The sequence below is a fragment of the Acinetobacter sp. AKBS16 genome (assembly GCF_002899995.1).
GTDB classification, from domain to species: Bacteria; Pseudomonadota; Gammaproteobacteria; order Pseudomonadales; family Moraxellaceae; genus Acinetobacter; species Acinetobacter baumannii.
Map to the genome: position 1 here is coordinate 1 of NZ_POYH01000040.1, position 25433 is coordinate 25433.

Genomic DNA, 25433 nt, shown 5'->3' on the forward strand with positions numbered 1-25433 from the left:
GCATAGCTCAGCGTTGCTAAAATTACAACTTGCATGGCCGATTTTGCACCTAAAACCGAGAGGCTCATGAGTGGAATGATCGCCAAGAAAAACGCTGCACTGTACCAAGGGCGGCGACCGACTTTATCAATCATTAATGCACAGATAATAGAGGCAATCACACCCACGCCCGAAGTAATCCAGCCATAACCTAAACTGGTTTGCAGCGACAGGCCAAAGTGTTGTTTGTAAAGAGATGGCAGCCAAGTCACCATGGCATTATTCACCATATACACGCAAAACCACATGCCCCACAGGGTAAAGGTACGTTTACGGTAGATGCCACGGAACAGCTCACGCCAGTCGGTTTTTGCCATGCCTTGCGGGTTAATTTCTTTAACCACAGGTTCAGGCAAAGTTTTACCGCTTTTAATGGCACCATCTTCAAAGCTTGTAACCACTTGATCGGCTTCTTTAAAACGACCTTTTGAAGCAAGCCAACGCGGTGACTCAGGCAAGAAAAACCGTAAAGGAATGACCAGTAAAGATGGAATTAAGCCAACAATAAACATGACTTTCCAACCGTAAATTGGCATCAGAAAAAATGCCGCCATGCCTGCAAACATAAGACCAAGTGGGAATAAAACTTCATAGAGCAAGAAAAACTTACCGCGCTTTTCTGCACCAATAAACTCATTAATATAGGCACTCGCTACAGGTACTTCGCCACCTGTACCAACGCCTTGTAAGAAACGGAAAATTAACAGTGACATTCCGCTCCACGCAAACAAACAAGAAATGTCCATTGCCACAAACAGTAAAATGGTAAAAGACAGCACTTTTAAACGACCGACTTTTTCGGCAAGAGAACCAAAGAAGATTGCACCGACCAGTTGCCCAACATAGCCCGCGGCAATGATCGCGCCGACATAGGCAGGCGTCAGGTGCCATTCGGTAATGAGTTGGGGTAAAGCAAAGGCAATCGCAAGAACAGTATAAGCGTCGAAAAAGGTCGCGATCCCGATGGTAATTCGCATAAATTGCAATCGTCCGGTGACGGGTAGTCGTTCGAGTCTTGCAATAATTTCCGCATTTTTTTGATGATGACTAATTTGTTCTACATCCGCTAGATTTGTCATCTTATATCTCCTTATCACTACATTCCTCGTAGTTTTGTTGTTCTATTTCGCACTACCTGTTCACCACAGTTTGCATGCTTTTTATTATTGTTTTTAAGAGACATGCCCGATGTTTGGCCTCAGGCAGCGTACAGGAAAAAAAGGCTAGCGTATATGCTAGCCCGAATAGAATTTAAGCAACGGCTTGGGTTAAATCGACCTTGCCAATTCCGGCTTGACGCATTGCATCATGAATTTCTTGCTCAGCACCATCAGGGAGTGGAAGCAGTGGTGAACGGACAGTGGCATGGTCCAAAATTCCGCGAGCAACCAGTGCATGTTTAAGCGCGACCGTGCCTTCCATGTGTGAACCGCGGTGATAAACATTGCGAGTTACTGGTAATAATTGGTCGTGAATAGCACGAGCTTTAGCATAATCTTTGGCTTTACCTGCTTTAATCATTTCAATTAACAGTTCAGGGGCAATGTTGCCGTAGCCCACCAATGCGCCGTCTACATCAAACATGGTGTGAAGCAAATATTCATCGTGGCAGGTCAATACCTGTAAGTCTGGTCGTTCACGGCGAATAATCGGAATTTCGACATCCCAACGGCGCATGTTACGCACACCATTTTTCATGGCAAATACGCCTGGCTGCGCAGAAATATCGAGTAGAGTCTCTAGGTCGTAAGTGGCCTTCGTTGCATCTGGATATTGGAATAAAATAGATGGCAAACCACTTTCTTCATAAATTGCTTTATAGCGGTCTTGCGGTGCGCCTTTTTGATAGCCAAAACGCAACCAGCCATGTGAAGGGTAAATCAAACCTGCCGAAGCACCAGCGCTGACTGCACGTTTTGCTTCTTCTGCTGCAACCGAAGTACCTTCGAGCGTAATCCCTGCGATTACCGGAATTTTGTCATCTACCGATTTAACAAAGCTTTCGATGACCTGCATTTGTTCTTTTTGCGACAAGAATGTTCCTTCACCTGCATGCCCAAGAACAACCAAGCCTTTCACACCATCAATACTGCCTAACCATGAACCTAAACGTTGAATTGCATCATGGTCCACTTGTCCGTCACGGGTAAAAGGAGTCACAGGTGCTGGGGTTAATCCACGTAAATCTAAACTCATAATCGTACTTCCTATACAGTGTAATTAAATATTCTCTGGTTCTTAATCTGACTTAAATCGTGTTGTAGAGAACATGATTGGAGTATAGAAATAGGTGAGCTATGTAGGAATTACCAATTCTTGAATTTCAGTTATACTGAAAATGTATGGCTCAAAATGCTGCCTATTTACGATTTAGGAAGAATCGATGAATTATGAATTATGGAAAATATTTTTAGATGCGGTGGAACTCGGTAGTTTAAGCAAAGTCGCCATGCTGAATAACACCAACCAACCGCAAATCAGTCGGCAAATGAACGAGCTTGAAGCGCAGTGTGGCGGACGTTTGTTTAACCGAACTGGACGCGGTGTCGAACTCACCGATTTAGGCCAGCATTTACTTCCTAAAATTCGTTCATGGCTGAACGTAACCGATCAACTCAATAATGAAATTTTGCACTCGACCGATACCCCGATTGGTACGGTTCGTATTGCCAGTTTGCCGTCTACTGCACATCCGTTGTTATCGACTCTGTATAAAGTCCTTCAAGAGAAATATCCCCTAATTAAGCTGTCGGTGCGTGAAGGGCAAGGGGTGCATTTAGAAAAATGGCTAGAAGATGGCAGTGTCGATTTAGCCATACTCTATCGCTTTAACCCAACGCCTAAACAGGGCGATGTTTACCTTACCCAAGCCGATACCTATTTGGTCGGCTGCGAAGGAGATGCACTCACTCAGGCCAGTGAAGTCGACTTTAAAGAGGTAAGTGAGTTACCGCTGGTCACCTTTTGCAGGCCAAGTAACTGGCGCAATTTTTTAGACCACATGGCCTATGAAAATGGGGTAGAACTAAACATTGTGTTTGAAGCCGACTCGATTAGTTTGCAAACCCATTTGGTTTCCGAGTCTCGCATGTATACCATGCTGGGGCCGCAAGCTTTAAAAAAAGCCAGCCAATACACCTCAATTCAAGCTGCAAAAATTATTAACCCTGCACTCAAGCGTTATATTTCTTTGTCTATTTCTAAACATGGCTATTTAACGCCTGCATGTAAGGCGGTGATGGAAGAAATTAGAAATCTTGCCGATTTGCTCTAAGAGAAGTGCAGCAAAATGAGCGGACAATTAATTCAATTTATTAAACAGTGATTTAAGTTTTACTTGAATTATTGCTTGACTTGTTTAAATGATAATTATTATCATTTGTGAGTTCCTTGTTTTGAGTCCAATTGCTGTGAACAAAACTTCTTTGCTTGTAGATCAGTTATATAGAAGTCACCAAAGCTGGCTTCACCAATGGTTGAGACAAAAATTAGGTAATACTGATCAGGCCGCAGATCTGGTTCAGGACACATTTATTAAACTGCTACAAACGCGAGACGAGCTATTTGGCATTAAGGAACCGCGTGCCTATTTAACGTCGATTGCTAAAAACCTGCTGATTGACCAAGTGCGCCGTAAACGCATTGAACAAGCCTATTTAGATGGCTTGAGTCAAATGGAATATATGCTTGATGCAGTGGCTTCACCCGAAGACCAGATGCAAATTATTCAAGCAATTAACCAGCTTTGCAAAGCACTCGAAGGGGTTTCTGAAAAAGCACAACAAGCTTTTATTTTGCATTACCTCGAAGGCTATACCCATAAAGAAATTGCCGAGCGTTTAAATGTGTCGACCAAAATGATTCAAAAATATTTGGCGAGCTGCTTAATTCAGTGCTACCAAAACAGACCAGACATGGACGCTTGCATTTAAATGGCCATGGATAAAAGCAAACATCACCAATTGGTTGAAGAAGCCGCGCATTGGATTGTTCAACTGAGTTCGGATGATGAAAGCTCACGAAAAACCGCCAAGCAAAAATTTGAAGAGTGGAAAAAAACCAGTGAGCAACACCGCCAAGTGGCTGCCGACATTGAACAGTGCATTGGTTCAATTCAAAAACTTTCTCAAACCAGCGGACATAAAAAAGTCACTAAAGTTGCTCTTAAAGCTGGCCTAAACTCAGGCAAAGCCTATAAACATTTACGTGCAGGAACAGCTTTTGCCGTTGTGTTTGTTGCCATGAGTGGGGCGTTATTTTATTTAACTGACACCACAGTGGGCTATGTGACTGCTGACATTCAAGGGCAATCGGGGCAGTGGACTACGCAAACCTTACCAGATGGTTCACGTTTAATTTTGCGTGGGAAAAGTGCGGTCAATCTTGATTTTAAAACCAACCAGCGAGTGGTTGAGTTGGTGCAAGGTCAAATTTATGTTGATGTTGCCAAAGATAAGACTAGACCGTTTTTGGTCAAAACCAGTCATGGGCAAATTCAGGCACTCGGCACAGCTTTTAGCGTCAGTTATGACCCTTCGGCAACCGAACTCAAAATGTTGCACTCAAAGGTAAAAGTAGAAGCCACACAGGTTAAAACCACCCAATTGCATGCGACTCGTCAGGCCATTGTTGAAGCAGGGCAAGCCATTAAAATGGATCAAAATGGCGTACAAAAATTGCCTGAACTGAATGTTTATAACGAACAACAAAAATGGCAAAAGCATCAGCTTATGGTAGAAAACCTGCCGCTGAATCAGGTGCTACAAGAGCTAGACCGTAACTACAAAGGCAAAATTATTTTTAATGATGCGGCGCTGCAACATGTGCGGGTCAATGCGGTGTTGCCTTTAGACCAAACCACAGAATCGCTTAAGCTTTTAGCTACGGTTTTTCCTGACCTGAAAATTGAGCAAATCACGCCGTTTGTGGTCATGGTTTCTTTAAAATAATAAAAAATTAAATGTATTTTCAATTTTAGGTTCCACTTTTTTGAAAGTCGTTCGTCATAGTAAGTAGAAGCAATAAATATGGATCATTTTAATTTGTTGTATTGAATGATTCTTATTACGATTTACTGGGGCGGGGCAAATGAGAAAAGCGGGAACGGGACAAAAGCGGAATCGATCGATTTTTCGATTCTCAACACTGGCGTTTGCCATGCATGTTGTGTCGATGGGTGGGCTTGTTGTATTTCCTATGCAGCAGGCCTATGCAGAAACAGCCGGAGTTAAAAGCTATAACATTCCCGCCGGCCGTCTTGCTAACGTACTCAACCAGTTTGCCGAACAATCGGGTACTTCAATTGCAATGGATGCCCAACAACTCCAAGGGCTACATAGCCTAGGCTTAAAAGGTAACTTTGCAGTCGAACAAGGTTTTGAGCAGCTTTTAAAAGCAACCGAATTTAATGCTGTAAAAGTTGGGCAGGGCTACACACTCAGCAAAAAATCTACGCCTCGGGTCACTTCATCTAAGGTTCAGGCCACTAGCCTGCCGCCAAGTAGTGCCGTAATTGAAGAAGATGCATCGGTACGACTCACGCCAATTGTGGTGTATGGCAAAGAAGACCGTGACACAGAAGGCTATAACAAAGTTTATGACGCAAACCGTTCTTCGGTCTATGCGGGCAAAGACTATGTTGAGCGTTTTAAAGGAACTAACCCTGCCGATGTTTTACAAGGCATGGTGGGAGTCTATAGCGGCGATGCCCGTAACAGTGGGGCACTCGACCCGAGTGTACGTGGTGTGCAGGGTGTTGGTCGTGTGCCTTTAACCATTGATGGCACCGAGCAGTCGATTGCCGTGTGGCGTGGCTACAACGGGGTAAATAACAGAAACTATATCGACCCCAATCTGATTGCAGGCATTGAAGTCATTAAAGGCCCATCTTTAGAGCGCAATACCACAACTTCTGTAGGTGGTGGTGTAGTCGTTAAAACGCTAGAGGCCGATGACATTGTTCGTCCAGGTAAGTCTTTTGGTGCCGAGTTAAAAGTAGAAGGCTCAACCAACTCAATCGATCCATCTTTGCCAGACATGAGTAAAGTGGGTCAAAACTACGATGACACAACGCCTTGGATCGACATGAACGGGTCAAAATATGACCCCGATATTTATAAAAAGAACCGTACCAGAAGTGATAACTCTCATTTTTCGGGCGATGACTTAGCGGGCCGACTGGCAATTGCCACCAAGCAAGACAAATTCGATTTACTGGCAGTTTATGCAGTACGTGAGCGCGGCAATTATTTTTCGGGGACACATGGCGCGGGCTACTATAAACGAGCGACGCCAGACAGCAGCCTCGATTTTATTCCTTACTTTGCTTATGCCTATCAGCCGGGCGATGAAGTTCCCAACACTTCAAGTCATATGGAGTCGTGGTTGTTAAAAGGGACCTATCGCCCAACAGATGATCAGACCCTTAAACTGACTTACCGAGATACCAAAAATATTTTTGGTGAAATTATGCCGTCTCGAATTGTTTGGGGTATTACGCCTGACTTGGGTGTTCCGCAGTGGCCTTTAAGCAATATCCACTCTAAAGCTTATAGCCTCGAATATAAATTTAAGCCTGAAAATAATCGCTTGATTGATTTCTATGCCAATATTTGGCAAACCGACACCGAAAGCCAGACATACACACGTGGTGGATGGCCAACCACAATCGATTTTAGAGATAACACCATTATTAACACGGCAATAAGCCATTCTGACAATACGCGTAAGGGTATTACAGTCAGTAATAAAACCCGTTTATTAGACCAGCTTGATTTGACGCTCGGCGGAAGTTTCTTAAAAGAAAAATTAACATCTGACGATGTGTATGGTGAATTTGGCCCAAGTTATTCGCTCTATCAGGCACTGCCACGAGCAGGGCGCCGTGAGGAAAAAACGTTCGACTTTAACTTTAATTATAGACCGCTATCTTGGTTAAGTTTTGATGCGGGCATGCGTTATCGTTCATATTGGGCTGTTGATGACTTTTTAAATAAGTCTTTGCAAAGCGAGATTGACCCGAGTTTAAATCCGCTGTTTACCAAAAAAAGTAGGCTTAAAGAATATACCTTTGAATATCAAACCATGCCTGAGAGTTACACCTCTACCCAGCAGCGTTTAATCAATGTTTTAAAACAGCGCTATGCCACAAAAAATCCTGAGTGGGATGGGCAGCTCGATACTGTGCCTGCCTCAGAGAGCACGTTGTATAACATGATCTGGTCACAGAAAAATACGCTGAGCTGGAAAGCCGATGCGAATGGGCAATTGTCGCTTGCCGATAATCCTTTAAACCAGCTTAATGCCTCTGGCCAAAAGTACGTCGTAACTGGCGGGAACTTTATGTCGGTGGTAGACCAAGTTCCAGTTGAGTCTGCCGATAAAGTTAAAGATAGCGGCTGGGCACCGCAGTTAGGTGCCTCAATTCACCTTACGCCAAACAGCAGAATCTATGCACGCTATGCAGAGGAATATCGCTTACCAAGTTTGTTTGAAAGCACTGTCGGTTTTTCTGCCATGTTGCCATATCAAGCAATCAAACCTGAACACGCTTTTAACTACGAAGTAGGGTATGTCTATGACATGCGTGATTGGTTTAGCACAGCGCGCAATGCCGACATTAAGCTCGCCTATTACTACAACAAAACCAAAAATGTGATTGAGCGTGACCAAAACCTTATTTTTACCAATATGGATGAACAAAAGCTGTCAGGTCTAGAGCTACAAAGCCGTTTTGATAATGGCGGTTTCTTCACAGACTTGAGCGTGGCCTATAACTTAAAAAATGAAGTGTGTGACACCAATAGTGCCATTAACAAAATGATTTTAGGCGGCACGGTTCAAACCGAGCAGGGCTTTGAGTTCCGTGAACCGTATCAGCGTTGTGTCGATGACGGTTTCCCAAATGGCTACTTGGTAACAATGGCTACACCTGAACTGAGTTTCCACGGTTTGCTTGGCGCACGCTTTTTTGATGAAAAGTTAGAGCTCGGTGCACGTGCAACATTCTATAAAGCTTATGAAAGCCCGCTACGCAAAAACAATGATGCTAGCGTTAATAAAGGCTATTACCTCAATGTGCCTTTGGCTTGGGATGACACGTGGATTTTTGATGCCTATGCGCGTTATCAGGTTGATGACTACAACACAGTTGAGTTTGTCGGCAGTAATCTTTCTAACCAGTTTTATATCGATCCTTTAACTCGTAGTGCCATGGCCGCACCCGGCCGAACGATGAAAATTAGTTGGACCACTAAATTTTAAACAGAATTTGATTCCCTCTACACATACATAAAAGGGGAGTCAGGTAACGGTAAATAATAATATTGAATGATTATTATTTACAGAAAAAACCGAGTAGGTTTGCAGCTGGGCCTACTCAATAAACTAAAAATAGCGAAATCGTTATTTTAAATTAAACAATAACTTAGTTTTAAAAAAGATGGAGTAACAACAAATGAAAATCTCTCAATTGTTCTTGGGTCTCGTTGCTTGTTCAACTGCATTTGCTTATGCAGGAATTGATGGTATTTCGAGTAATGAAAGTAACATCAAAATCGGTGCTGCTGCCAATGCAAGCCATCCGGGTGGTGTAGCAGCGGTGTCGGTTCAAGCTGCGGGTGCGCCATATAACGCTTTTACAGGTTTTAGTTCGTTAAAAGGTTTGGCTCAGGCTTTTGCTGCTCAGGGAACGAGTAACACCAATGTAACGGTTGGCAGCAAAACCTTTAATATTTCGCATATTCCAGTGTCTGCAATGCCACCTTCACACAGTGCATTAGGTAATTTTAACTTTGGTCAGGTGGGCACACAGGAAGTCTATTTTGGTGAATGGTGGAAAGCGGGCGACACGCCGGCAAGCGCGAGCCATACCGTTTACTACGCGGGTGATAATACCAATACCACTGTTCCAACCGCGGGTACTGCAACTTATACCGTTGCAGGGATTAACGGCTCTGGAAGCAATCTGTTAAGTGGTACGTTCACGGCAAATTATGGCGCGGGTACACTTGAAGGAACACTTACTGGAACTGGTACGGCTGTTTCATCATTAAGCCTAGATGGTGTGGCATTTAACCCGGGTACTGCTGCGTTTGCAGGTTTGGCAACGGCTAACGGTACGGCTGGTATCGACAACTCTGGTGTGGTGCAAGGTCAATTCTTTGGTGCAAATGCTTCGGCTTTAGCGGGTATTGCCCAGTTTGATAACGTGTCTTACAACACTGCATTTGGCGGTGCTAAAAATTAATGAATGCAAAAGGAATCTACACACGTAGGTTCCTTTTGTTTTTTGGGCTTTTGCTTGGTTGCTTCAGGTTTATTGTTTTATGAAACGAACGCTTTTGTGCTGTCTGACATTGTTGAGTTGTCCATTTTTATATGCCGACGAAGACACACAGCTTCGTCTTAATCAAAGCTTGGACCAAACGCTTTTACAAGAACAGCGACAGTTTCACGAACAGGGAACAATTCGTAGTACCGAGCAATTACCTAAACTTCAAATTAATGGACAAGAATATAGTGTTGAGCAAAATCCGAATGATCTTGCCAAGGCGTTATATTTGGCAGTCATGCAAAAACAGTGGCTCAAAGCCACGGTTTATTTAGAACATTATAAAAAATATGTTGGCTACGATCGGGCTTTAACCGACTTTGCCGAAGGGGCAGTTGCACGTTCTCAGGGTCAACTGAAATTGGCTGAACAAAAATTTCAAAGCAGCCTAAAACAACAACCTCATAATTTAATTTGTGAACTTGAGTTAGCGCGCGTGCTGTTTGAACAACAGAAGAATAAGGAAGCAGCACGCCTTTTTATTTCCATTCAAGACCAACTTAAACAAAGTGATCCTGCGGTAATTCCGTCTGGAGTTTTAACAACAGTAAATACTTTTGTTCAGGCACTAAAAAAGCGAGACTCTTGGCAAGGCTCGGTTTCAGCGGGTTACACCTATGTCAGTAATTTAAATAGTTCGTCTGAACAGAGCAAAACATGGACGCTTTATGGCAAAGATAGTAAAGGTAATATTATCCCAATTGAGCAAGTTACTCGTGGGACGCCTAAAGCTGAGTCGGCAACGGGTTTAGATTATGAAGCCAGTCTTATAAAACGCTATGCGATTAAGGGGCATCATGGCGTGGCTTTACGTGCGCTGGCGTTTGGACAATCCTATAACGACCACGCGGCATTTAATGAATCTACCATCAACATTAATACAGGCTACAGCTACTTTGACTTAAAAAATCAAATTGGGGTGAGTCCGCTATTTGAACATAAACGTTATGGCAATGATGGTCTTTACAATGCATGGGGGGCGCGTGCCGAATGGATGCATTTTATCTCGGCAGATAAAGCTTTCAAGCTTGAGGCTGAGAGTAAAGATTTAAATTATCAGAAATATAAAACCCTAGATGGGGTAGAAAGTTCAGCTTTTGCTACTTTCTGGAAGATTTTTCCAGACCAGTGGACTTTTTTTGGTGGTCTAGATGTGCTCGACCATTCGACCCAAGAAAAATACATGGCTGCCTACCAACAGCAAGGTGTGCGATTGGGCTTAAGCAAATCTTGGAGTACAGGATTTAATACCACTTTGCTGAGTTCTTATCGTTGGCGTGTGTTTGATAAATACGCAGAAACTTTCTTAGCTCGTCGTCATGATTTCGAACAGAACTATACCTTTGTTGTGCAAATGCCGCGCTTTGAGTTTTATGGCATGACACCCAATTTAACCTATCGCTATAACCATAATAAAAGCAATGTCGATTGGCTGTATTCCTACGATAAACACAACATTAGCTTCAAGCTTGAGCATCGTTTTTAGGGAATAAGCCATGAAATCAAAATCATTATTCCCTACCCATAAGCCGATTGTTATGTTGCCTTTACCACAAGGGCCGAAGCATTTTTATAAGTTTTTAATCGTAGTGGTGGTGATTGGACTGCATGTGTTTGCTGTCTGGATGCTGAGTCATTTAATTGAACCTTATACTTTTAAGGCAACACCCAAAGTAGATGCATTAAAAGTAAGTTTTGTATCATTGGCACCTGCTAAAAAGCCATCGGTTGAAAAGACTGAAAGCCAACCTAAAAATAGTGTAACACCTCAATCTACTTTAAACAGTTCGGTATCTCATGCGCCCGATCAGCCAAAATACTCGCCTACAAATGTTCAAACATTAGCGTCAAAAACTGCTTCTAAAGAAGTTGTGCAAAATAATTTAAATGACAAACAGCAAGCACAACCAAAAACGACTTTAAATAATTCAACTTCACTCCAACCAGCGCAGCGTACAGAAATGCTGGTGACTCATACCGATAAAAAACTGAGTTCGACAGACTTTGAACAAACGCAAACTGAGCAGTTGACACAAAACGCCAATAGTGAAATTAAAAGTGGTGGGGTCAAAACACCCGCAATGCAGCAAGAATATTCCAAAGCCCCTAGCACTCAAGTTGAACACGATGACGTTGTTCAGGTGAGTAGCGTGGATGTGCTGAGTTTTGGCGGGCTTGACTATGATGACCGTGAGTTAAAACAACAAAATCGTTTGGTTGAGCTTCGGATTCGCATTAATGAAAAAGGGCAGCCCATCAACATTCAATTACGTCAAAGTTCGGGTATTCAAAGCCTTGATGAACGGGTCATACAAGCTGCACGTAAATCCAGATTTAAACCCCACAAAATTAACGGTCGAGCCGTGACCATTGTTGTGGATTTTCCAGTCCAACTCAAACTCAATCGGGGCCGTTAACCGATGAGTAATATCCATTTTGTAGGAGAAAGATGATGAATTCATCTACAGAACAAATCATTAGCAACAGTTTGTCTTTACGTTTGAAACAAGAAACTGCTGCTGAACACGAACGTATGCATCAATTAATGTCAGAGGCAAAGGTGTTTTCAAGTAAAGAAAAATACGCGCAATTTACTTTGTCTCAATATTACTTTCAGCGTGAAATTGAACATCTTTTTGAGAAAGAGGGTGTAGCTGGACTGATTCCGGACTTAGACATTCGTGGCCGCTCAAAACAAGCACTTGCCGATTTAAATGATTTAGGTATTCAACCCAACGGGCAGCAATTACAGAGTGAAAACGTACAACTACCCGAAGCTTTAGGCTGGATTTATGTGTCTGAAGGTTCAACCTTAGGAGCTGCATTTTTATTTAAAGAAGCTCAAAAGCATTTGGGTTTTTCGGAAACGTTTGCTGCACGTAATTTGGCTGCCTATCCCGAAGGGCGCGCGAAAGTCTGGAAACGTTTTGTAAAAGCACTGGATGAAGCAGGCTTTGACCAAACCCAGCAAGACCGAGTCGTTCAAGGAGCTTTAGATGCCTTTGGATATTTTGGTCAAGCGCTTGATCAGCTTGATGAATTGAAATAGTAAAAGTGGATAAAGGGAATACCCGATATGGACAAACTCAATCAAGTAAATGTAATCGTAAAACATGAGCAGTCGTTAGCGCCTGCTCAACCAGTCAGTAAGCTTGCCCGTTCTATGTGGGCGCGTTGGGTGTTTATTGGTTTGGCTTGGTTGTGTATTGCGCTTGGCATATTGGGTATTTTTATTCCGGGTTTACCCACTGTCGACTTTATGATTTTGGCGGTTTTCTTTGCTGCTCGAGGTTCTGAAAAACTCCATCAATGGTTTCGAAATCATCGCTATATCGGCCCACTCATTCGTGAGTGGCAAGAACATCGTCGTATTCCCAAAAAGGCGAAATACATCTCGACCTTAAGTATGAGTCTGGCTGCGGGACTGATGATTTGGACCATTCCGCATCCGTGGTTTGTCTATCCAGCAATTTTATGTATGGCTGGGGTATTGGCGTGGATATGGCTTAAAAAATAAAATTATGACTGGCATTTTTGCATGGTACGCATCATGGTTTTTACAAAATCACGCGGTACCTCAGGACTTTGTAAACTCAAACTTCCAAGTTTATTCATAAATTTAGGTGAGTATTGACGTTCTAAACGATGATAAATGCAAGTACAGCTTGCACGGCTATGACCAGCCGCAATACATTTTAGATAGAAATCACGATGAGGACTGTTTTTTTGACCCGCGAAGGCAACAGATACAAATAATAATCCCCCTAAAAAAACTGAAAAATTATAAAGAGACATATTCCTTCTCGTCGTTGTTGTTTTCTTTATCAATCACTCAGCACAACAGCCGTTTGTGCAAAATATTGGCGAAACTTGCGGCTTCATCATAGTTAGAACGGTTTTAGAGGTCAAATTGATTTGCGGATGAGAAGCGTTTAATGTTTTAAAAATAAACAAATTTTATTGTTGCTGTTTTGAAGACAGTGTTGCGTCATTAAACACTCTATGTTTTTACATACTTTTTTGTTTTGATAAATGCTTTAGCTTTGATTTGTTTTTTAAATATTTAAAACATCTTCGTACTAAATTTAATGACTTTAAAATAATAGGATGCTGCTTATGCCAGAGACCTCAATTCAACAAGAGACACAAAGTACATGGGCACTATGTCGCGATCCTGTTTTACTGACGATGGTGGGTGGGGCAATTGATACCATTGGCTTTATCGCGTTATTTGGTTTTTTTACTGCTCATGTGACGGGCAACTTGGTATTGGCTGGAGCTGCGTTGGTGAAAGGCGGTGCCGGTTTATGGATTAAACTTGCGGCTATTCCATTGTTTATTGTGACGGTGGTGATTACCAAACTTTTAATTGACCGTAGTCAGATCAAACACAAAACGCTGTCTTATTTATTTTTATTTGAAGCTATTTTTCTCTTTGCTTTTATGGCTGCTGGGCTTTACTTTGAGCCATTTAAAAATGCCGATTCGATTACGGTTGCAATCACTGGTGGCCTCGGTTTAATTGCTTTGGCGATTCGTAATACATCAAGCAAAACCCTCATTAAAAATATTAGCCCCAGTACCATGATGACAGGCAACACCACCCAGCTTGGGATTGATATTGCCAACTTGCTTAAAAATAATAATGCCGCCAATCGGGCAAGTTTGCTTAAAAGTGCCAGTATTGTCATTGGCTTTGTGATTGGTGCTTTGATGGGGGCGGTACTCTATGTCTATTTTGACTTTTGGAGCGTAGCGCCGTTTATTTTACCCATACTCTATTTTTCTTATTTGGCTTCCCAGCAGAAGTTTAAACAAGCTTAATAAAATAGACGGTCAATTTTATTTTCCAAATAAAGTCCAATCGAAGCTGAGCCGAAATTGTTCGGGCACAGCTTTACAGGCATAATGATGGGTGGGGAAATACATTCGATAAAGGAATGCACAATGACAAAATCCGGCCATTATTTAGTGCTTACAATAATGGGACTGCTGAGCGGTTGTCAGGTCATTCATTTAAAAGAAAGTAACTTAAGCAGCGCTTTAAAAAGTAAAAATGAAAGCATTTTGACCGACAATACTTTAAGTCATCAAACCCAAAACTTGCTGTATTTGGTCAAAGAAAGTGAAACGTCTTGTCTGCAAAACTTCAATGTTTGTTTAAATAAAATTCAGGGATTGTCTGAAAATAGCAGTCGAGAAGAACGCTATGCTGCGCTAAGTGAAATTTATTTGGCAAAAGCTTTAGATGTTGGGCGTAGCAGCCAGTGTAATGTCACTCTTAAAAGTAACAGTTGCGTTGAGCAAGAGTTAGCGCTGTTCGATAAAAGCTTGCGTTATAGTTATGTCTATTTATTTGACTCTGAAGAGTCGCCTTTTGATCGGGTATTTGACCATCGCCAAAATCAGGTACGTATCTTTTATAACGTCGCTTTGTCGAAGCTCATGACCACGTATTTTAATCATTTAAATACGCTTCATTTCCCACCTTTACTAAAAGCAGATGGGCATGAGTACCACGTTAACTTTGATCATGCTGTAGATGTACAGCATATTGAAGTCGATACCTTTCGCTCTAGCTATAACATGAACTTTTCAGGGTTTAATACCGTCAACCGTAAGGATGGTTTAGGTGCGGAATTTATTGTGGGACGTAAGGAGCATGATGTAAATCATGGTTTTATTTTAGATCCCGACGCTTTTTATGCTCACCAGAGTAATCCCAATATTCATTTACCACGTTTCTTTCCAGTCACGGCCATTGCCTACCCAAAACAAAAGGCCACAGCCGATCAGGTCATTGATGGGGCAGAGTTAGAAATTGCGATGTTCGATCCCTACAGGCAAGACCGTGTAAAAGTTGAAGGCGTGGACTATCCGCTCACTGCCAACTATTCGGCGCCTTATGGGCTATGGTTATCGAAATATAATTTAGGTGCAGCAGGCTATTGGTCTTTAATTAATAAAGAAGCCAATTTGATTATGCCGCATTTATATATGCTGGAACCTTTTAACCCCGATAAAAAAATTATTGTGTTTATTCATGGCTTGGCAAGCAGCCCAGAGGCATGGGTGAGCCTAACAAATGACATTATGGGTGATGCCGAATTAAGACAAAACTACCAGGTTTGGCAGGTGTTTTATTCAACCAATATGCCGATTTTTGAAAGTCGTTTTCAGATTTATTCTTTGCTGAATCAGGCTTTTCAAAACGTTGCCAAAGACAGCTACGCTGCACATGATGCCGTATTGGTTGGACATAGTATGGGCGGAGTGATTAGCCGCTTGCTAGTAAGCGATGCAGACGTTTCTGATTTAGCCATGCAAAAAATGAATGAAGCACAGTTAAAGCGTTTAAAAGAAAATCCGGTTATTCGAGAGCGTTTTCAGTTCAAAGATTTGCCCTATTTTAAGCGGGTTGTTTTTGTTTCGGCGCCGCATCATGGTACTGACTATGCTGACCGATGGTTTACCCAAATTGCTCGCCGTATTATTCGTTTGCCTGCCGACTTTTTTATTGCCGTTGAAATGAGAGATGAGAAAAATACAAAACTCAGAAAAGGCTTAATTGAAAATGGAGCGAGTAATTTAAGTCGTTCTTCTAACTTTATGCAGTTGACCCAAGCCATTCAGCCATCGTCCAACGTGGTCTATCACTCAATTATGGGCAACATAAATGGCACTACAGATAAGACAAAAATGAGTGATGGGATTGTGCCGTATCAAAGTTCACATTTGGGTGGGGAGCAATCGGAGCTGATTATTAAAGGTGGGCATTCGATTCAAACTAGCCCTGAGGCAATTTTAGAATTACGCCGTATTTTACGATTGCATTTAAAGCAGTCACAGCCTTCAAAATAGAATTTTTGTTTTTAGAAAACCACTGCTGAAATGGCTCAACAGTGGTTGAAATGATTAATTAAGCTGGTTTTGTTTGAGCGATTTTTTATGCTCAAAGTAGCTGATTGAAAAAATAACCAAGCCGACCAAATACAGCACACCAGACAACAACAGTAAGTCTAAACCTGCGGCATAGAGCAACCAAAGTGCATAGATTGAAGCGACACTTGCAATCGCAATATGCGGAGTGCGTTTGTGGCGAATAGATTCTTTAAGATAAAAAGCCGATACCAGAAAATAAGGTAGCAAAATCATTACCGATGAAATCAATAAAAGCTGAGTGTAGTTTTTATTAAAAAAATACACGGCAATCAAAGAACCTTGCACCACAATAGTGGTCAGCCATAGTGATGAAATCGGTACATTATTTTGGTTATTCTTTAAAAATAGTTTTGGGAATGCACCATTTTTTGCAGCTAGATATGGAATTTCGGTCGCAAATAACGTCCAGCTTAAATAAGACGATGAAACTGAAATAATCAAGCCGATAGTAATAATGATGGTACCTGGTAGACCGATGAGTTGCTGCAAAATGGTCGCCATAGATGGGTTGTGCATGCCTGCAAGCGCTTCACGGCTCACCACACCATAAGCCAATACTGTGACCATGACGTAAAAACTTAATGCCAGCAACACACCTAAAATAGTCGCTTTACCAATGTCATGACGGTTTTTGGCACGTGATGATAAAACTACCGCACCTTCAATACCGGTAAATACCCAAAGGGTAATAAGCATCAGGTCTTTTACTTGCTGCCAAAGGGGAACTTTTAAAGAAAAGTCATTTAAGTTGAGTTTGAATAAATCAAACTTAAAGGCAATGAAGGTAAAGAAGATGAACACCACCATTGGAATAATTTTGGCAATGGTTGCCAGTAAATTCACAATCGCAGCTTCCTTAATACCTCGGCTTACTAACCAGTGCACCAGCCATACAAAAATGCTTGAGCCAATCAGTGAGTAGAGCGTATTACCTTCACCAAAAATAACGTGGTCTTTGCTGTCGGTAAACATGCCGACGCCTGAAAAGGCAATCACCACATAACCAACAATACCAATGGTAGTACACAACCAATAGCCCCACGCCGAGCAAAACCCGATGAGGTCTCCAAAGCCTTCGCGTGCATAGTTATAAATACCGCCGTCTAGATCTGGCCGTTGACGGGTTAAATGTAATAGCGAGAGGGCCAAGAAAATAATGCCGACCCCAGTAATGAGCCATGCAACAAGAAGGGCAGAGCCGTTGGCAACTTGAGCCATATTTTGGGGGAGGCTAAATACGCCCCACCATAGAACTAAAGACCAGCGCTGTAAGAGACAATAATCCGATTTTGGCAGCAGACATGGTATTTATTCTTTAAAAAATTGAGAAAGTTCAGCAATGTGTTCTGGTCCAATACCACAGCAACCGCCCACTAAACTTGCACCTGCTTGCTGCCATTGTTTGGCAAAAGCAAGATAAGCTGGAGCGTCTAAGTCTTTACGAATTTCATCAAGGCCATCGTTAGCAGTAGCGCTTTCATCTTGCGGTGGGAACGCGTTGGCATAAGCACCAATTTGTACAGACTCAGGAATAAGCCCTTTAATTTCATTAATCGCTTGCAAGATCACTTCAGGTTGGCAGCAGTTAAACAACACCGCTTTGGCATTTGACTGCTTTATAAAGTCAGCCACTTGTTGCATGTTTTCGCCTGAACGAAGTAGCGCTTGTTCTTGTTTAATTTCGTCTTGTAGCGTAAATGACACCCAATAGTCTTTACCATCTTGTGGTAATAACGCATGGACTGTTTCAACTTCTTTTAAGCACGATTGAGTTTCAGCGAGCCAAAAATCAACCTCTGGTGCCAATGTGTTAATAATTGGCTCAGCAAGGTTTTTAGCCTGTTCTGGCTGGAACAAGTCGGCACGGTAAGAACCAAATAACGGTGGTAAGCAGCCTGCGATTTTGACATTTTTGCCGCTTTCTTTAACTGCATTTTTTGCTTGTTCAATCGCAACTTTAATTAAACGCACGCCGTCAGTTTCAAAACGTTCTTCACCAATATGAAATGGCACAACCGCATAGTTATTGGTTGTAATGACTTCTGCACCAGCGTTGATAAAGTCGAGGTGGACTTCTTTTACTGTTTCAGGTGCTTCAATGAGTGCAAGAGCAGACCACTCTGGTTGACGAAACGGAGCGCCACGGCGAGCCAATTCACGGCCTAAACCGCCATCTAAAATTTTCATAAATTACAATGTAAAGGGAGAAAAATAATTCAGCTAATCTAGCGTGTAGATGAATGCTATTCAATCGCTAATATGCTCGATATATTTCTAAATAAATTAGATTGTTATGAATATTTTTTCTTAAAAGGAATTCTGTAAATGCTGTTCAGTTTTACTGATGAACTTCATGTGAAAAAGAAAATAGATATTCATGAAGTATACAGACTAAAAATAGTCTTATAGCGCGCCGTATTGCTGCCAACTTTCACCAGTATGCTGTGTTTGATAATACGCTTTGAGTTGTTCAAGCTGCGTAAAATGTACGCCTGACCAAATCAATAAACTAATTAATATGAGTACCTTAGATAAGCGACGAGTTTTACTCAAGTGTGCAAAAGCCAACACAACAAAAAATAGCGCAGGTAAAAATATAAAGAACTGGATAGGGGAGAAAAATAGATGAGCCATGCTGAAATATAGTGCGGCTGCGCTCATGAGCACATTTAAAACAGCACATAGTTTTTGATATTTACCGAGCTTAAATGCATAAGCCGTTATGGCAATTAACAGGGCTGAGCTGACATAAATGGCTGTACCACCAATCATCCACATATAAAACCCGCTTAACAAAAGATAAGCCAGTAGCAAAACAAGCACGAGCTTAAAACAAAACGGTAAGAGGCGAGGTGATGATTTTAAAGGCGTCATAGCGAATCTAAATATCTCAACAGAAGTCTTAAAAAACAAAAGGACGAATCGAAATTCATCCTTTTGATATTTTACTTATACATCATCAAACTTAGTTTGCTTTTGCAACAGGGGCAGCAGCAGTTTCATCGTTTGCAGCTTTGAACGGAGATGTATAGTTCAAGCCAAGTGTAGAGCTTGTGTACTGACGAACTTTGTCGAGTAACACAGGGTCTTTGCTTAAGTCTTGTTTATAAGAAACCACAATTTCATGAAGCTTCTGATTCCACTTACCTTCAGTTTGCTGAGGGAAAGCTTTTTCAAGCAAGTTAAGCATGATGTATGGAGAAGTCGAAGCACCTGGAGACGCACCTAACAATGCAGTTACTGCACCATCTTTAGATGCAAAGATTTCTGTACCAAATTGAAGTGTTGCAGGTTTACCCGGTTCTTTTTTGATGATTTGAACACGTTGACCACCTTGGCTTAAACGCCAGTCTTCAGCTTTCGCATCTGGGTAGTATTTACGAAGTTCATTGAGACGGTCTTCATCTGACATCATCACTTGGCTCACCAAGTATTTAACAAGATCAAGGTTTTCCAAGCCAACAGTGGTCATTGGTAAAACATTGCTTTTGTTTGTTGAAGCAAGTAAGTCAAGTTGAGAACCATTTTTTAGGAACTTGTTTGAATACGTTGCAAATGGTCCAAACAATACATATTTTTTACCGTCGATATAACGTGTATCAATATGTGGTACAGACATTGGAGGCGCACCAAGTTCCGCACGACCATATACTTTCGCTGTGTGCTGAGCAGTAATTGCTGGGTTGTCAGTAATTAAGAACTCACCACCTACAGGGAAGCCAGCATATTGTTTCGCTTCTGGTAAACCAGTAAGTTGCAATAATTTAACCGCGGCACCGCCTGCACCGATAAATACAAAACGTGTTTTAACGTGATCTGTTTTACCAGTTTTCAAATTTTTGAAAGACACCGTCCAAGTTTTGTCATCATTTTGGCTGATGCCAGTCACTTCAGTTGAAGTCTGTAATTTGAAGTTAGGGTTTTGGTTTAAGTGATTCACTAATTGTTTAGTGATTGAACCATAGTTCACGTCAGAACCAACTTCCATACGAGTCGCTGCAACTTTTTGAGTTGGATCACGATCGGTCATGACTAAAGGCGCCCATTGTTTAATCACAGCTGGGTCTTCAGTAAATTTCATGCCTTTGAAAAGCGGGCTTTGAATCATGGCAGCATAACGTTTTTCTAAGAATTTAACGTTATCGCCCCAAACGAAAGCAATGTGTGGAACTGGGTTAATGAATGTTTTTGGTTCAGCTAAAACGCCTTGTTTTACCTGATATGACCAGAACTGTTTAGCAACTTCAAACTGAGAAGCAACTTTTTCAGCTTTGGCAATTTCCATCTTACCGTTTTTCTCTTCGGTATAGTTCATTTCCATAAAGCCAGAGTGGCCTGTTCCGGCATTGTTAAAGCCGTTTGAACTTTCTTGAGCAACTTGATCAAGACGCTCAAACATACGAATTTGCCAATTCGGTTCAAGCTCAGTGAAATAAGTACCGAGAGTGGCACTCATGATACCGCCGCCAACAAGAACAGCATCAACAACTGGCTCATCTTTTGCAGTTTGTACTTGTTTTGACGCAATCGGTCTAAACAAGAAAACAATACCCGCAATTAAAATAAGAATGATTAATACCAGAAGGTATTTCAAAAACTTTTTCATGTAAGGGGGACCTTAAAATAAGTTATTTGAGTCACTTAAGGTGTGAGGAAACCTAGACAGCGTATCCAGACAAAACGGATATAAATGCGAAAGTAAAATTCTCCAAAACAGAGAACTTTGAAAAAAGAAAAATTACTTGGGATTATCGCAAACACTCTATATTTTAGACTAATTTTGCATTGACAATACAATTTTTATAATAAATGGGTTCTATTAAAATCATAAATATGATTTATATTTGATCAAATTAAACTTTTATAAGATTATTTTTAGTTTTAATCTTATTGTAAGTTATTGAAAATAAATTAATAAAATAAATTTGGTTAAACTTGAGCCATTTGAAGGATATGCTTCGATAAAAATAGGTGAATTTTTAATTTATGACCTATTGATGTAATTAATATCCTTGCATGACCTTATTTTTCTGTCATACATACTTCTTATTAATATGAGTGCTATAAATAATAAATTAAGGGCATATTCCTGCATAAGAAATATGCCCTGAATGATTTTAAGACGCTACATAGAATGGTGCAGTCGAACGTGGTAACGCTTCGCGTCCACGAATTTGGTCTGCAATTTTCTCGGCAATCATAATGGTGGTTGCATTTAAGTTACCGGTAATAATCAGCGGCATAATTGAGGCATCAACTACACGCAAACCATTCATACCGTGTACACGGCCTTGACCATCTACAACAGCCATTTCGTCTTCGCCCATCTTACAGCTACAAGACGGGTGGTAAGCTGTTTCTGCATGGTTACGAACAAAGTCATCAAGCTCTGCATCTGTCTGCAAATGTTTGCCCGGGCTAATTTCATCACCACGATATGGGTCAAGCGCAGGTTGATGCATGATTTCACGCGTGATGCGGATTGCATCACGGAACTCACGCCAGTCTTGTTCAGTCGACATGTAGTTAAACAAGATACTTGGATGCGCAAACGGGTCTTTCGATTTAAGTTTGATACGACCGCGTGAAGGCGAACGCATTGAACCCACGTGTGCTTGGAAGCCATGTTCTTTTACTGCATTACTACCGTTGTAGTTAATAGCTACTGGCAAGAAGTGGTATTGAATGTTTGGCCACTTAAACTCATCCGAACTACGGATAAATCCACCCGCTTCAAACTGGTTACTTGCACCAATACCTGTACCATTGAATAACCACTCGGCACCAATGGCAGGTTGGTTATACCATTTTAAAGCAGGGTATAAAGAAACGGGTTGCTTACATTTATACTGTAAGTACATTTCCAGGTGGTCTTGCAAGTTTTCACCCACGCCCGGCAAATCATGAACCACATCAATGTCCATTGATTTTAAGAAGGTACTTTGACCTACACCTGAACGCTGTAAAATTTGCGGTGACGCAATTGCGCCTGCACACAGTAATACTTCACGTTTAACCAAAGCGCGTTGCAAGTTGTTTTGATCAGCACCAATAATGTATTCAACACCAATCGCTTGCTTTTGATTAAACAAGATTTTATTGGTCGTTGCATGAGTCAAAATAGTGAGGTTTGGACGACCTTTTGCCATATCCAAATAACCACGTGCGGTACTTGAACGGCGGCCTTTAGGCGTAACGGTACGGTCCATTGGACCAAAACCTTCTTGTTGGTATCCATTTAAGTCGTCAGTACGTGGGTAACCTGCCTGTACACCTGCTTCAACCATGGCATGGAACAGCACGTTGTTGCCATTTTTTGGAGTAGCCACTGATACAGGGCCGCTATCACCATGATAGTCGTTGCCACCAATGTCACGAGTTTCGGCTTTTTTGTAGTAAGGCAAACAGTCGGCATAAGTCCAATTCTCAAGGCCTTTATGGGTCGCCCATTGTTCTAAATCCATTGCGTTACCGCGGATATAGCACATACCATTAATTAAAGATGAGCCACCTAAACCTTTACCACGACCACACTCCATACGACGGTTGTTCATGTGTGGCTCTGGGTCAGTTAAATAAGCCCAGTTATAGCGACGACCTTGAAGAGGGTAGGCCAAAGCTGCCGGCATTTGTGTACGGAAATCCAAGCGATAATCTGGTCCACCTGCTTCTAGCAGTAAAACGGTGGTATCTTTGTCTTCAGTAAGACGCGCAGCGAGTACATTTCCGGCAGATCCTGCGCCAATAATAATGTAATCATATTCTTTAATATTCATAACTATCCTTTTTTTTACTAACAGTTTGCCTGAGCAATCTATAAAGACTGCTCGGCATATGTGATTTAGGTTGAAGGTTTTAGAGCGATAGGGGCATTAAAAAATGCTTTGATAATCGCCAAGTTCAACTTGAATAGATTTGATACGGGTATAGTGCCCAAGCGTGGTTAAGCCATTTTCGCGGCCCACACCAGATTGCTTGTAGCCACCGACTGGCATCTCGGCAGGTGATTCACCCCAAGTGTTAATCCAGCAAATACCAGCTTCAATTTGGTGAATAATGCGATGAGCGCGGCTAATATCTTGAGTGACCACACCGGCAGCTAGACCAAAGGTCGTATCGTTGGCACGTTGAATCACTTCTTCTTCGGTTTCATAGCTTAAGATGCTCATGACAGGTCCAAAAATTTCTTCTTGAACAATCGCCATTTGGTCAGTGCAGTCGCTAAATACAGTTGGTAGTACATAAGCGCCTTTGGCAAGCTCGCCTTCGGTCGCACGACCGCCACCGATTAATACTTTAGCGCCTTGTTGTTTGCCTGACTCAATGAAAGACAACACTTTTTCCATATGAGGGAAGCTAGTGAGCGGACCGAAGTTTGTGTCTTCAGCCATTGGGTCACCAATACGAATACGTTTTACACGCTCTACAACCGCTTTTTCAAAGTCGGCTAAACGTGATTTTGGAACAAATACGCGCGTACCGTTGGTACATACTTGACCTGAGCTAAAGAAGTTCGCCATAACTGCAATGTCTGCGGCACGGTTAAGGTCAGCATCTTCACAAATAATCAGTGGCGACTTCCCACCAAGCTCCATAGTCACTTCTTTTAGTGTAGAGCCAGCAGCGCTTGCCATCACTTTTTTGCCAGTTTCTACGCCACCCGTAAATGAGATTTTTTCAATCACAGGATGTTCTGTGAGCCATTGACCGATTTCACGACCAGCACCTTGTACCACGTTAAATACGCCGTCTGGTAAGCCAGCTTCTGTATAGATTTCTGCAAGTTTTAATGCAGTAAGTGGGGTTGTTTCGCTTGGCTTGAAAATCATGGCATTGCCGGCAGCAAGTGCAGGGGCAGATTTCCATAAAGCGATTTGGATTGGATAGTTCCAGGCACCAATACCTGCAACTACGCCTAAAGGTTCACGGCGTGTATAAAAGAAACTTGATTCGCGAAGCGGAACTTGTTCGCCCTGAATAGCTGTTGCAAGTCCTGCGTAGTATTCGAGTACATCTGCACCAGTCACAATATCGACGGTAGATGTTTCGCTGTAGGCTTTACCGGTGTCGAGTGTTTCAAGACGGGCAAGCTCATCATTACGTTCACGGAGAATATCGACAGCACGGCGTAAAATACGTGAACGCTCCATAGCGGTCATGGCTGCCCAGATTTTTTGTCCTTGTTGGGCACTTTTTACAGCAGCTTCAATATCTTGTTCAGATGCCTGTTGAAGAGTCGCGATAATTTCGCCGTTGGCAGGGTTAATACTATTAAATGTTTTACCACTGGTTGCTTCAACGTAGCGTCCATGGATATACAATTGATGAACTTGTACATCACTCATTTTGTCTCTCCTGCAAAGGCTTGTTCGCAAATTGCAATTGCGTTTTTACATAATCGTAAGCAATGGAACGGGCCAGTTCGCTGTCAAATTCATTGTGACGGCTTAAACTGCCACGTAGCCATAATCCATCAATCAATGCTGCCAGACCTCTTGCGGCAACACTGGCCTGTTGTTCATCCATTAACTTGAGAAAATAAAACTTCAAGTTGGAGTACAGGCGTTGATCATTAATCTTTTGCAAACGGCTCAGGTCCGGTACATGCATGCTTGCAGACCAAAAGTCTAACCAGACCCGCATTGCTTTTTCATTTACCTGACTAATGTCAAAGTTAGAGTCAATAATTGCCTTAATCTGGCTTTCCGGATGCGAATCTGCTTCTGCTCTGTACTGTTCGGTTTTCCGACGCAAAACATTGAGCATTTCTTGCATACAGGTATTTATTAACCCTTGTTTGTCACCAAAATAATGGCTGACAATACCGGTCGACAACTCGGCTTTTTTTGCAATTTGTGCAATGGTGGTATTGGATAACCCCACTTCATAAATTACGTCGAGTGCAGCGTTCATAATCTCTTCACGGCGCACATGCTCTGGTTTTACTCTGCGTTTTGTCATGATTGTCCACATCAGCACTTTTACGGGTGCTTTAAATTCAGCATGTTAACTTGCAGAGCATCATAGCACTTTTTTTATCATACTTGTTATTGATTGAACGTTCAATCAATAACAAGTATGATGTGTAAAAATCAATGAATTTTTGAATCTTACTTCGGGG

At 41.9% G+C, this 25433-nt stretch carries 20 protein-coding genes and 1 pseudogene; 11 read left to right on the forward strand and 10 right to left on the reverse strand.

Features of this window, described 5'->3' with window-relative positions:
- Window positions 1-1118, reverse strand: a 1118-nt coding sequence (locus tag C1642_RS06080) for an MFS transporter (RefSeq protein WP_103236067.1), incomplete at its 3' end; no start/stop codon positions are given.
- A 172-nt stretch (window positions 1119-1290) separates the two neighbouring features.
- On the reverse strand, window positions 1291-2235 hold the full coding sequence (locus tag C1642_RS06085) for a dihydrodipicolinate synthase family protein (RefSeq protein ID WP_103236068.1): 945 nt from the start codon (window positions 2233-2235) through the stop codon (window positions 1291-1293).
- Between the two features lie 187 nt (window positions 2236-2422).
- Here C1642_RS06085 and C1642_RS06090 point away from each other — a divergent pair, with 187 nt between their 5' ends.
- From C1642_RS06090 to C1642_RS06130, 9 genes are all read left to right on the forward strand, one after another.
- The gene (locus C1642_RS06090; protein ID WP_103236069.1) at window positions 2423-3313 is read left to right on the forward strand and encodes a LysR family transcriptional regulator; all 891 of its coding nucleotides are present in this window, start codon (window positions 2423-2425) and stop codon (window positions 3311-3313) included.
- A gap of 136 nt (window positions 3314-3449) precedes the next feature.
- Window positions 3450-3971 carry a sigma-70 family RNA polymerase sigma factor gene (locus C1642_RS06095; RefSeq protein ID WP_014538316.1) on the forward strand — a complete coding sequence of 174 codons (522 nt, stop codon included), beginning with the start codon at window positions 3450-3452 and terminating at the stop codon, window positions 3969-3971.
- A complete protein-coding gene (locus C1642_RS06100) occupies window positions 3972-4988 on the forward strand; it encodes a FecR family protein (protein ID WP_001240503.1) in 1017 nt (338 codons plus the stop codon). It abuts the gene before it with no gap.
- Window positions 4989-5127: 139 nt separating this feature from the next.
- Window positions 5128-8301 carry a TonB-dependent receptor domain-containing protein gene (locus tag C1642_RS06105; protein WP_272244080.1) on the forward strand — a complete coding sequence of 1058 codons (3174 nt, stop codon included), beginning with the start codon at window positions 5128-5130 and terminating at the stop codon, window positions 8299-8301.
- 193 nt (window positions 8302-8494) lie between these two features.
- A complete protein-coding gene (locus C1642_RS06110; RefSeq protein ID WP_002004304.1) occupies window positions 8495-9286 on the forward strand; it encodes a Slam-dependent surface lipoprotein in 792 nt (263 codons plus the stop codon).
- A gap of 103 nt (window positions 9287-9389) precedes the next feature.
- On the forward strand, window positions 9390-10856 hold the full coding sequence (locus C1642_RS06115) for a porin family protein (RefSeq protein WP_086262524.1): 1467 nt from the start codon (window positions 9390-9392) through the stop codon (window positions 10854-10856).
- A 10-nt stretch (window positions 10857-10866) separates the two neighbouring features.
- A complete protein-coding gene (locus tag C1642_RS06120; RefSeq protein WP_000837760.1) occupies window positions 10867-11787 on the forward strand; it encodes an energy transducer TonB in 921 nt (306 codons plus the stop codon).
- A 32-nt stretch (window positions 11788-11819) separates the two neighbouring features.
- The gene (locus C1642_RS06125) at window positions 11820-12419 is read left to right on the forward strand and encodes a biliverdin-producing heme oxygenase (protein WP_002000381.1); all 600 of its coding nucleotides are present in this window, start codon (window positions 11820-11822) and stop codon (window positions 12417-12419) included.
- A gap of 27 nt (window positions 12420-12446) precedes the next feature.
- A complete protein-coding gene (locus C1642_RS06130) occupies window positions 12447-12887 on the forward strand; it encodes a YbaN family protein (RefSeq protein ID WP_032014063.1) in 441 nt (146 codons plus the stop codon).
- A gap of 2 nt (window positions 12888-12889) precedes the next feature.
- Here the strand turns inward: C1642_RS06130 and C1642_RS06135 are convergent, their stop codons facing one another.
- A complete protein-coding gene (locus C1642_RS06135; protein ID WP_032014062.1) occupies window positions 12890-13165 on the reverse strand; it encodes a hypothetical protein in 276 nt (91 codons plus the stop codon).
- Window positions 13166-13486: 321 nt separating this feature from the next.
- Between C1642_RS06135 and C1642_RS06140 the strand changes: the two genes are divergently transcribed.
- Window positions 13487-14194: a YoaK family protein gene (locus C1642_RS06140; protein WP_032014060.1), complete on the forward strand. Its 708-nt coding sequence runs from the start codon at window positions 13487-13489 to the stop codon at window positions 14192-14194.
- 123 nt (window positions 14195-14317) lie between these two features.
- Window positions 14318-16231, forward strand: coding sequence for a lipase family alpha/beta hydrolase (locus C1642_RS06145; RefSeq protein ID WP_103236071.1), 1914 nt, complete (start codon window positions 14318-14320; stop codon window positions 16229-16231).
- A 54-nt stretch (window positions 16232-16285) separates the two neighbouring features.
- Here C1642_RS06145 and C1642_RS06150 read toward each other — a convergent pair.
- The 7 genes and pseudogenes from C1642_RS06150 to betI form a co-directional block, all read right to left on the reverse strand.
- Window positions 16286-17615 (reverse strand): annotated as a pseudogene (locus C1642_RS06150) (basic amino acid/polyamine antiporter).
- Between the two features lie 5 nt (window positions 17616-17620).
- Window positions 17621-18499, reverse strand: a complete 879-nt coding sequence (locus C1642_RS06155; RefSeq protein ID WP_103236072.1) for a homocysteine S-methyltransferase family protein — start codon at window positions 18497-18499, stop codon at window positions 17621-17623.
- Between the two features lie 216 nt (window positions 18500-18715).
- A complete protein-coding gene (locus tag C1642_RS06160; protein WP_103236073.1) occupies window positions 18716-19186 on the reverse strand; it encodes a hypothetical protein in 471 nt (156 codons plus the stop codon).
- Window positions 19187-19277: 91 nt separating this feature from the next.
- Window positions 19278-20918 carry a malate dehydrogenase (quinone) gene (gene mqo / locus C1642_RS06165; protein ID WP_000714073.1) on the reverse strand — a complete coding sequence of 547 codons (1641 nt, stop codon included), beginning with the start codon at window positions 20916-20918 and terminating at the stop codon, window positions 19278-19280.
- Window positions 20919-21429: 511 nt separating this feature from the next.
- Window positions 21430-23088 carry a choline dehydrogenase gene (betA, locus tag C1642_RS06170; RefSeq protein WP_001021934.1) on the reverse strand — a complete coding sequence of 553 codons (1659 nt, stop codon included), beginning with the start codon at window positions 23086-23088 and terminating at the stop codon, window positions 21430-21432.
- A 96-nt stretch (window positions 23089-23184) separates the two neighbouring features.
- Complete coding sequence (gene betB / locus C1642_RS06175; RefSeq protein WP_001286303.1) at window positions 23185-24657, reverse strand: betaine-aldehyde dehydrogenase; 1473 nt, start codon at window positions 24655-24657, stop codon at window positions 23185-23187.
- On the reverse strand, window positions 24650-25273 hold the full coding sequence (gene betI, locus C1642_RS06180; protein ID WP_000166965.1) for a transcriptional regulator BetI: 624 nt from the start codon (window positions 25271-25273) through the stop codon (window positions 24650-24652). The genes betB and betI overlap by 8 nt, the downstream gene beginning before the upstream one ends.
- Window positions 25274-25433 lie beyond the last annotated feature (160 nt).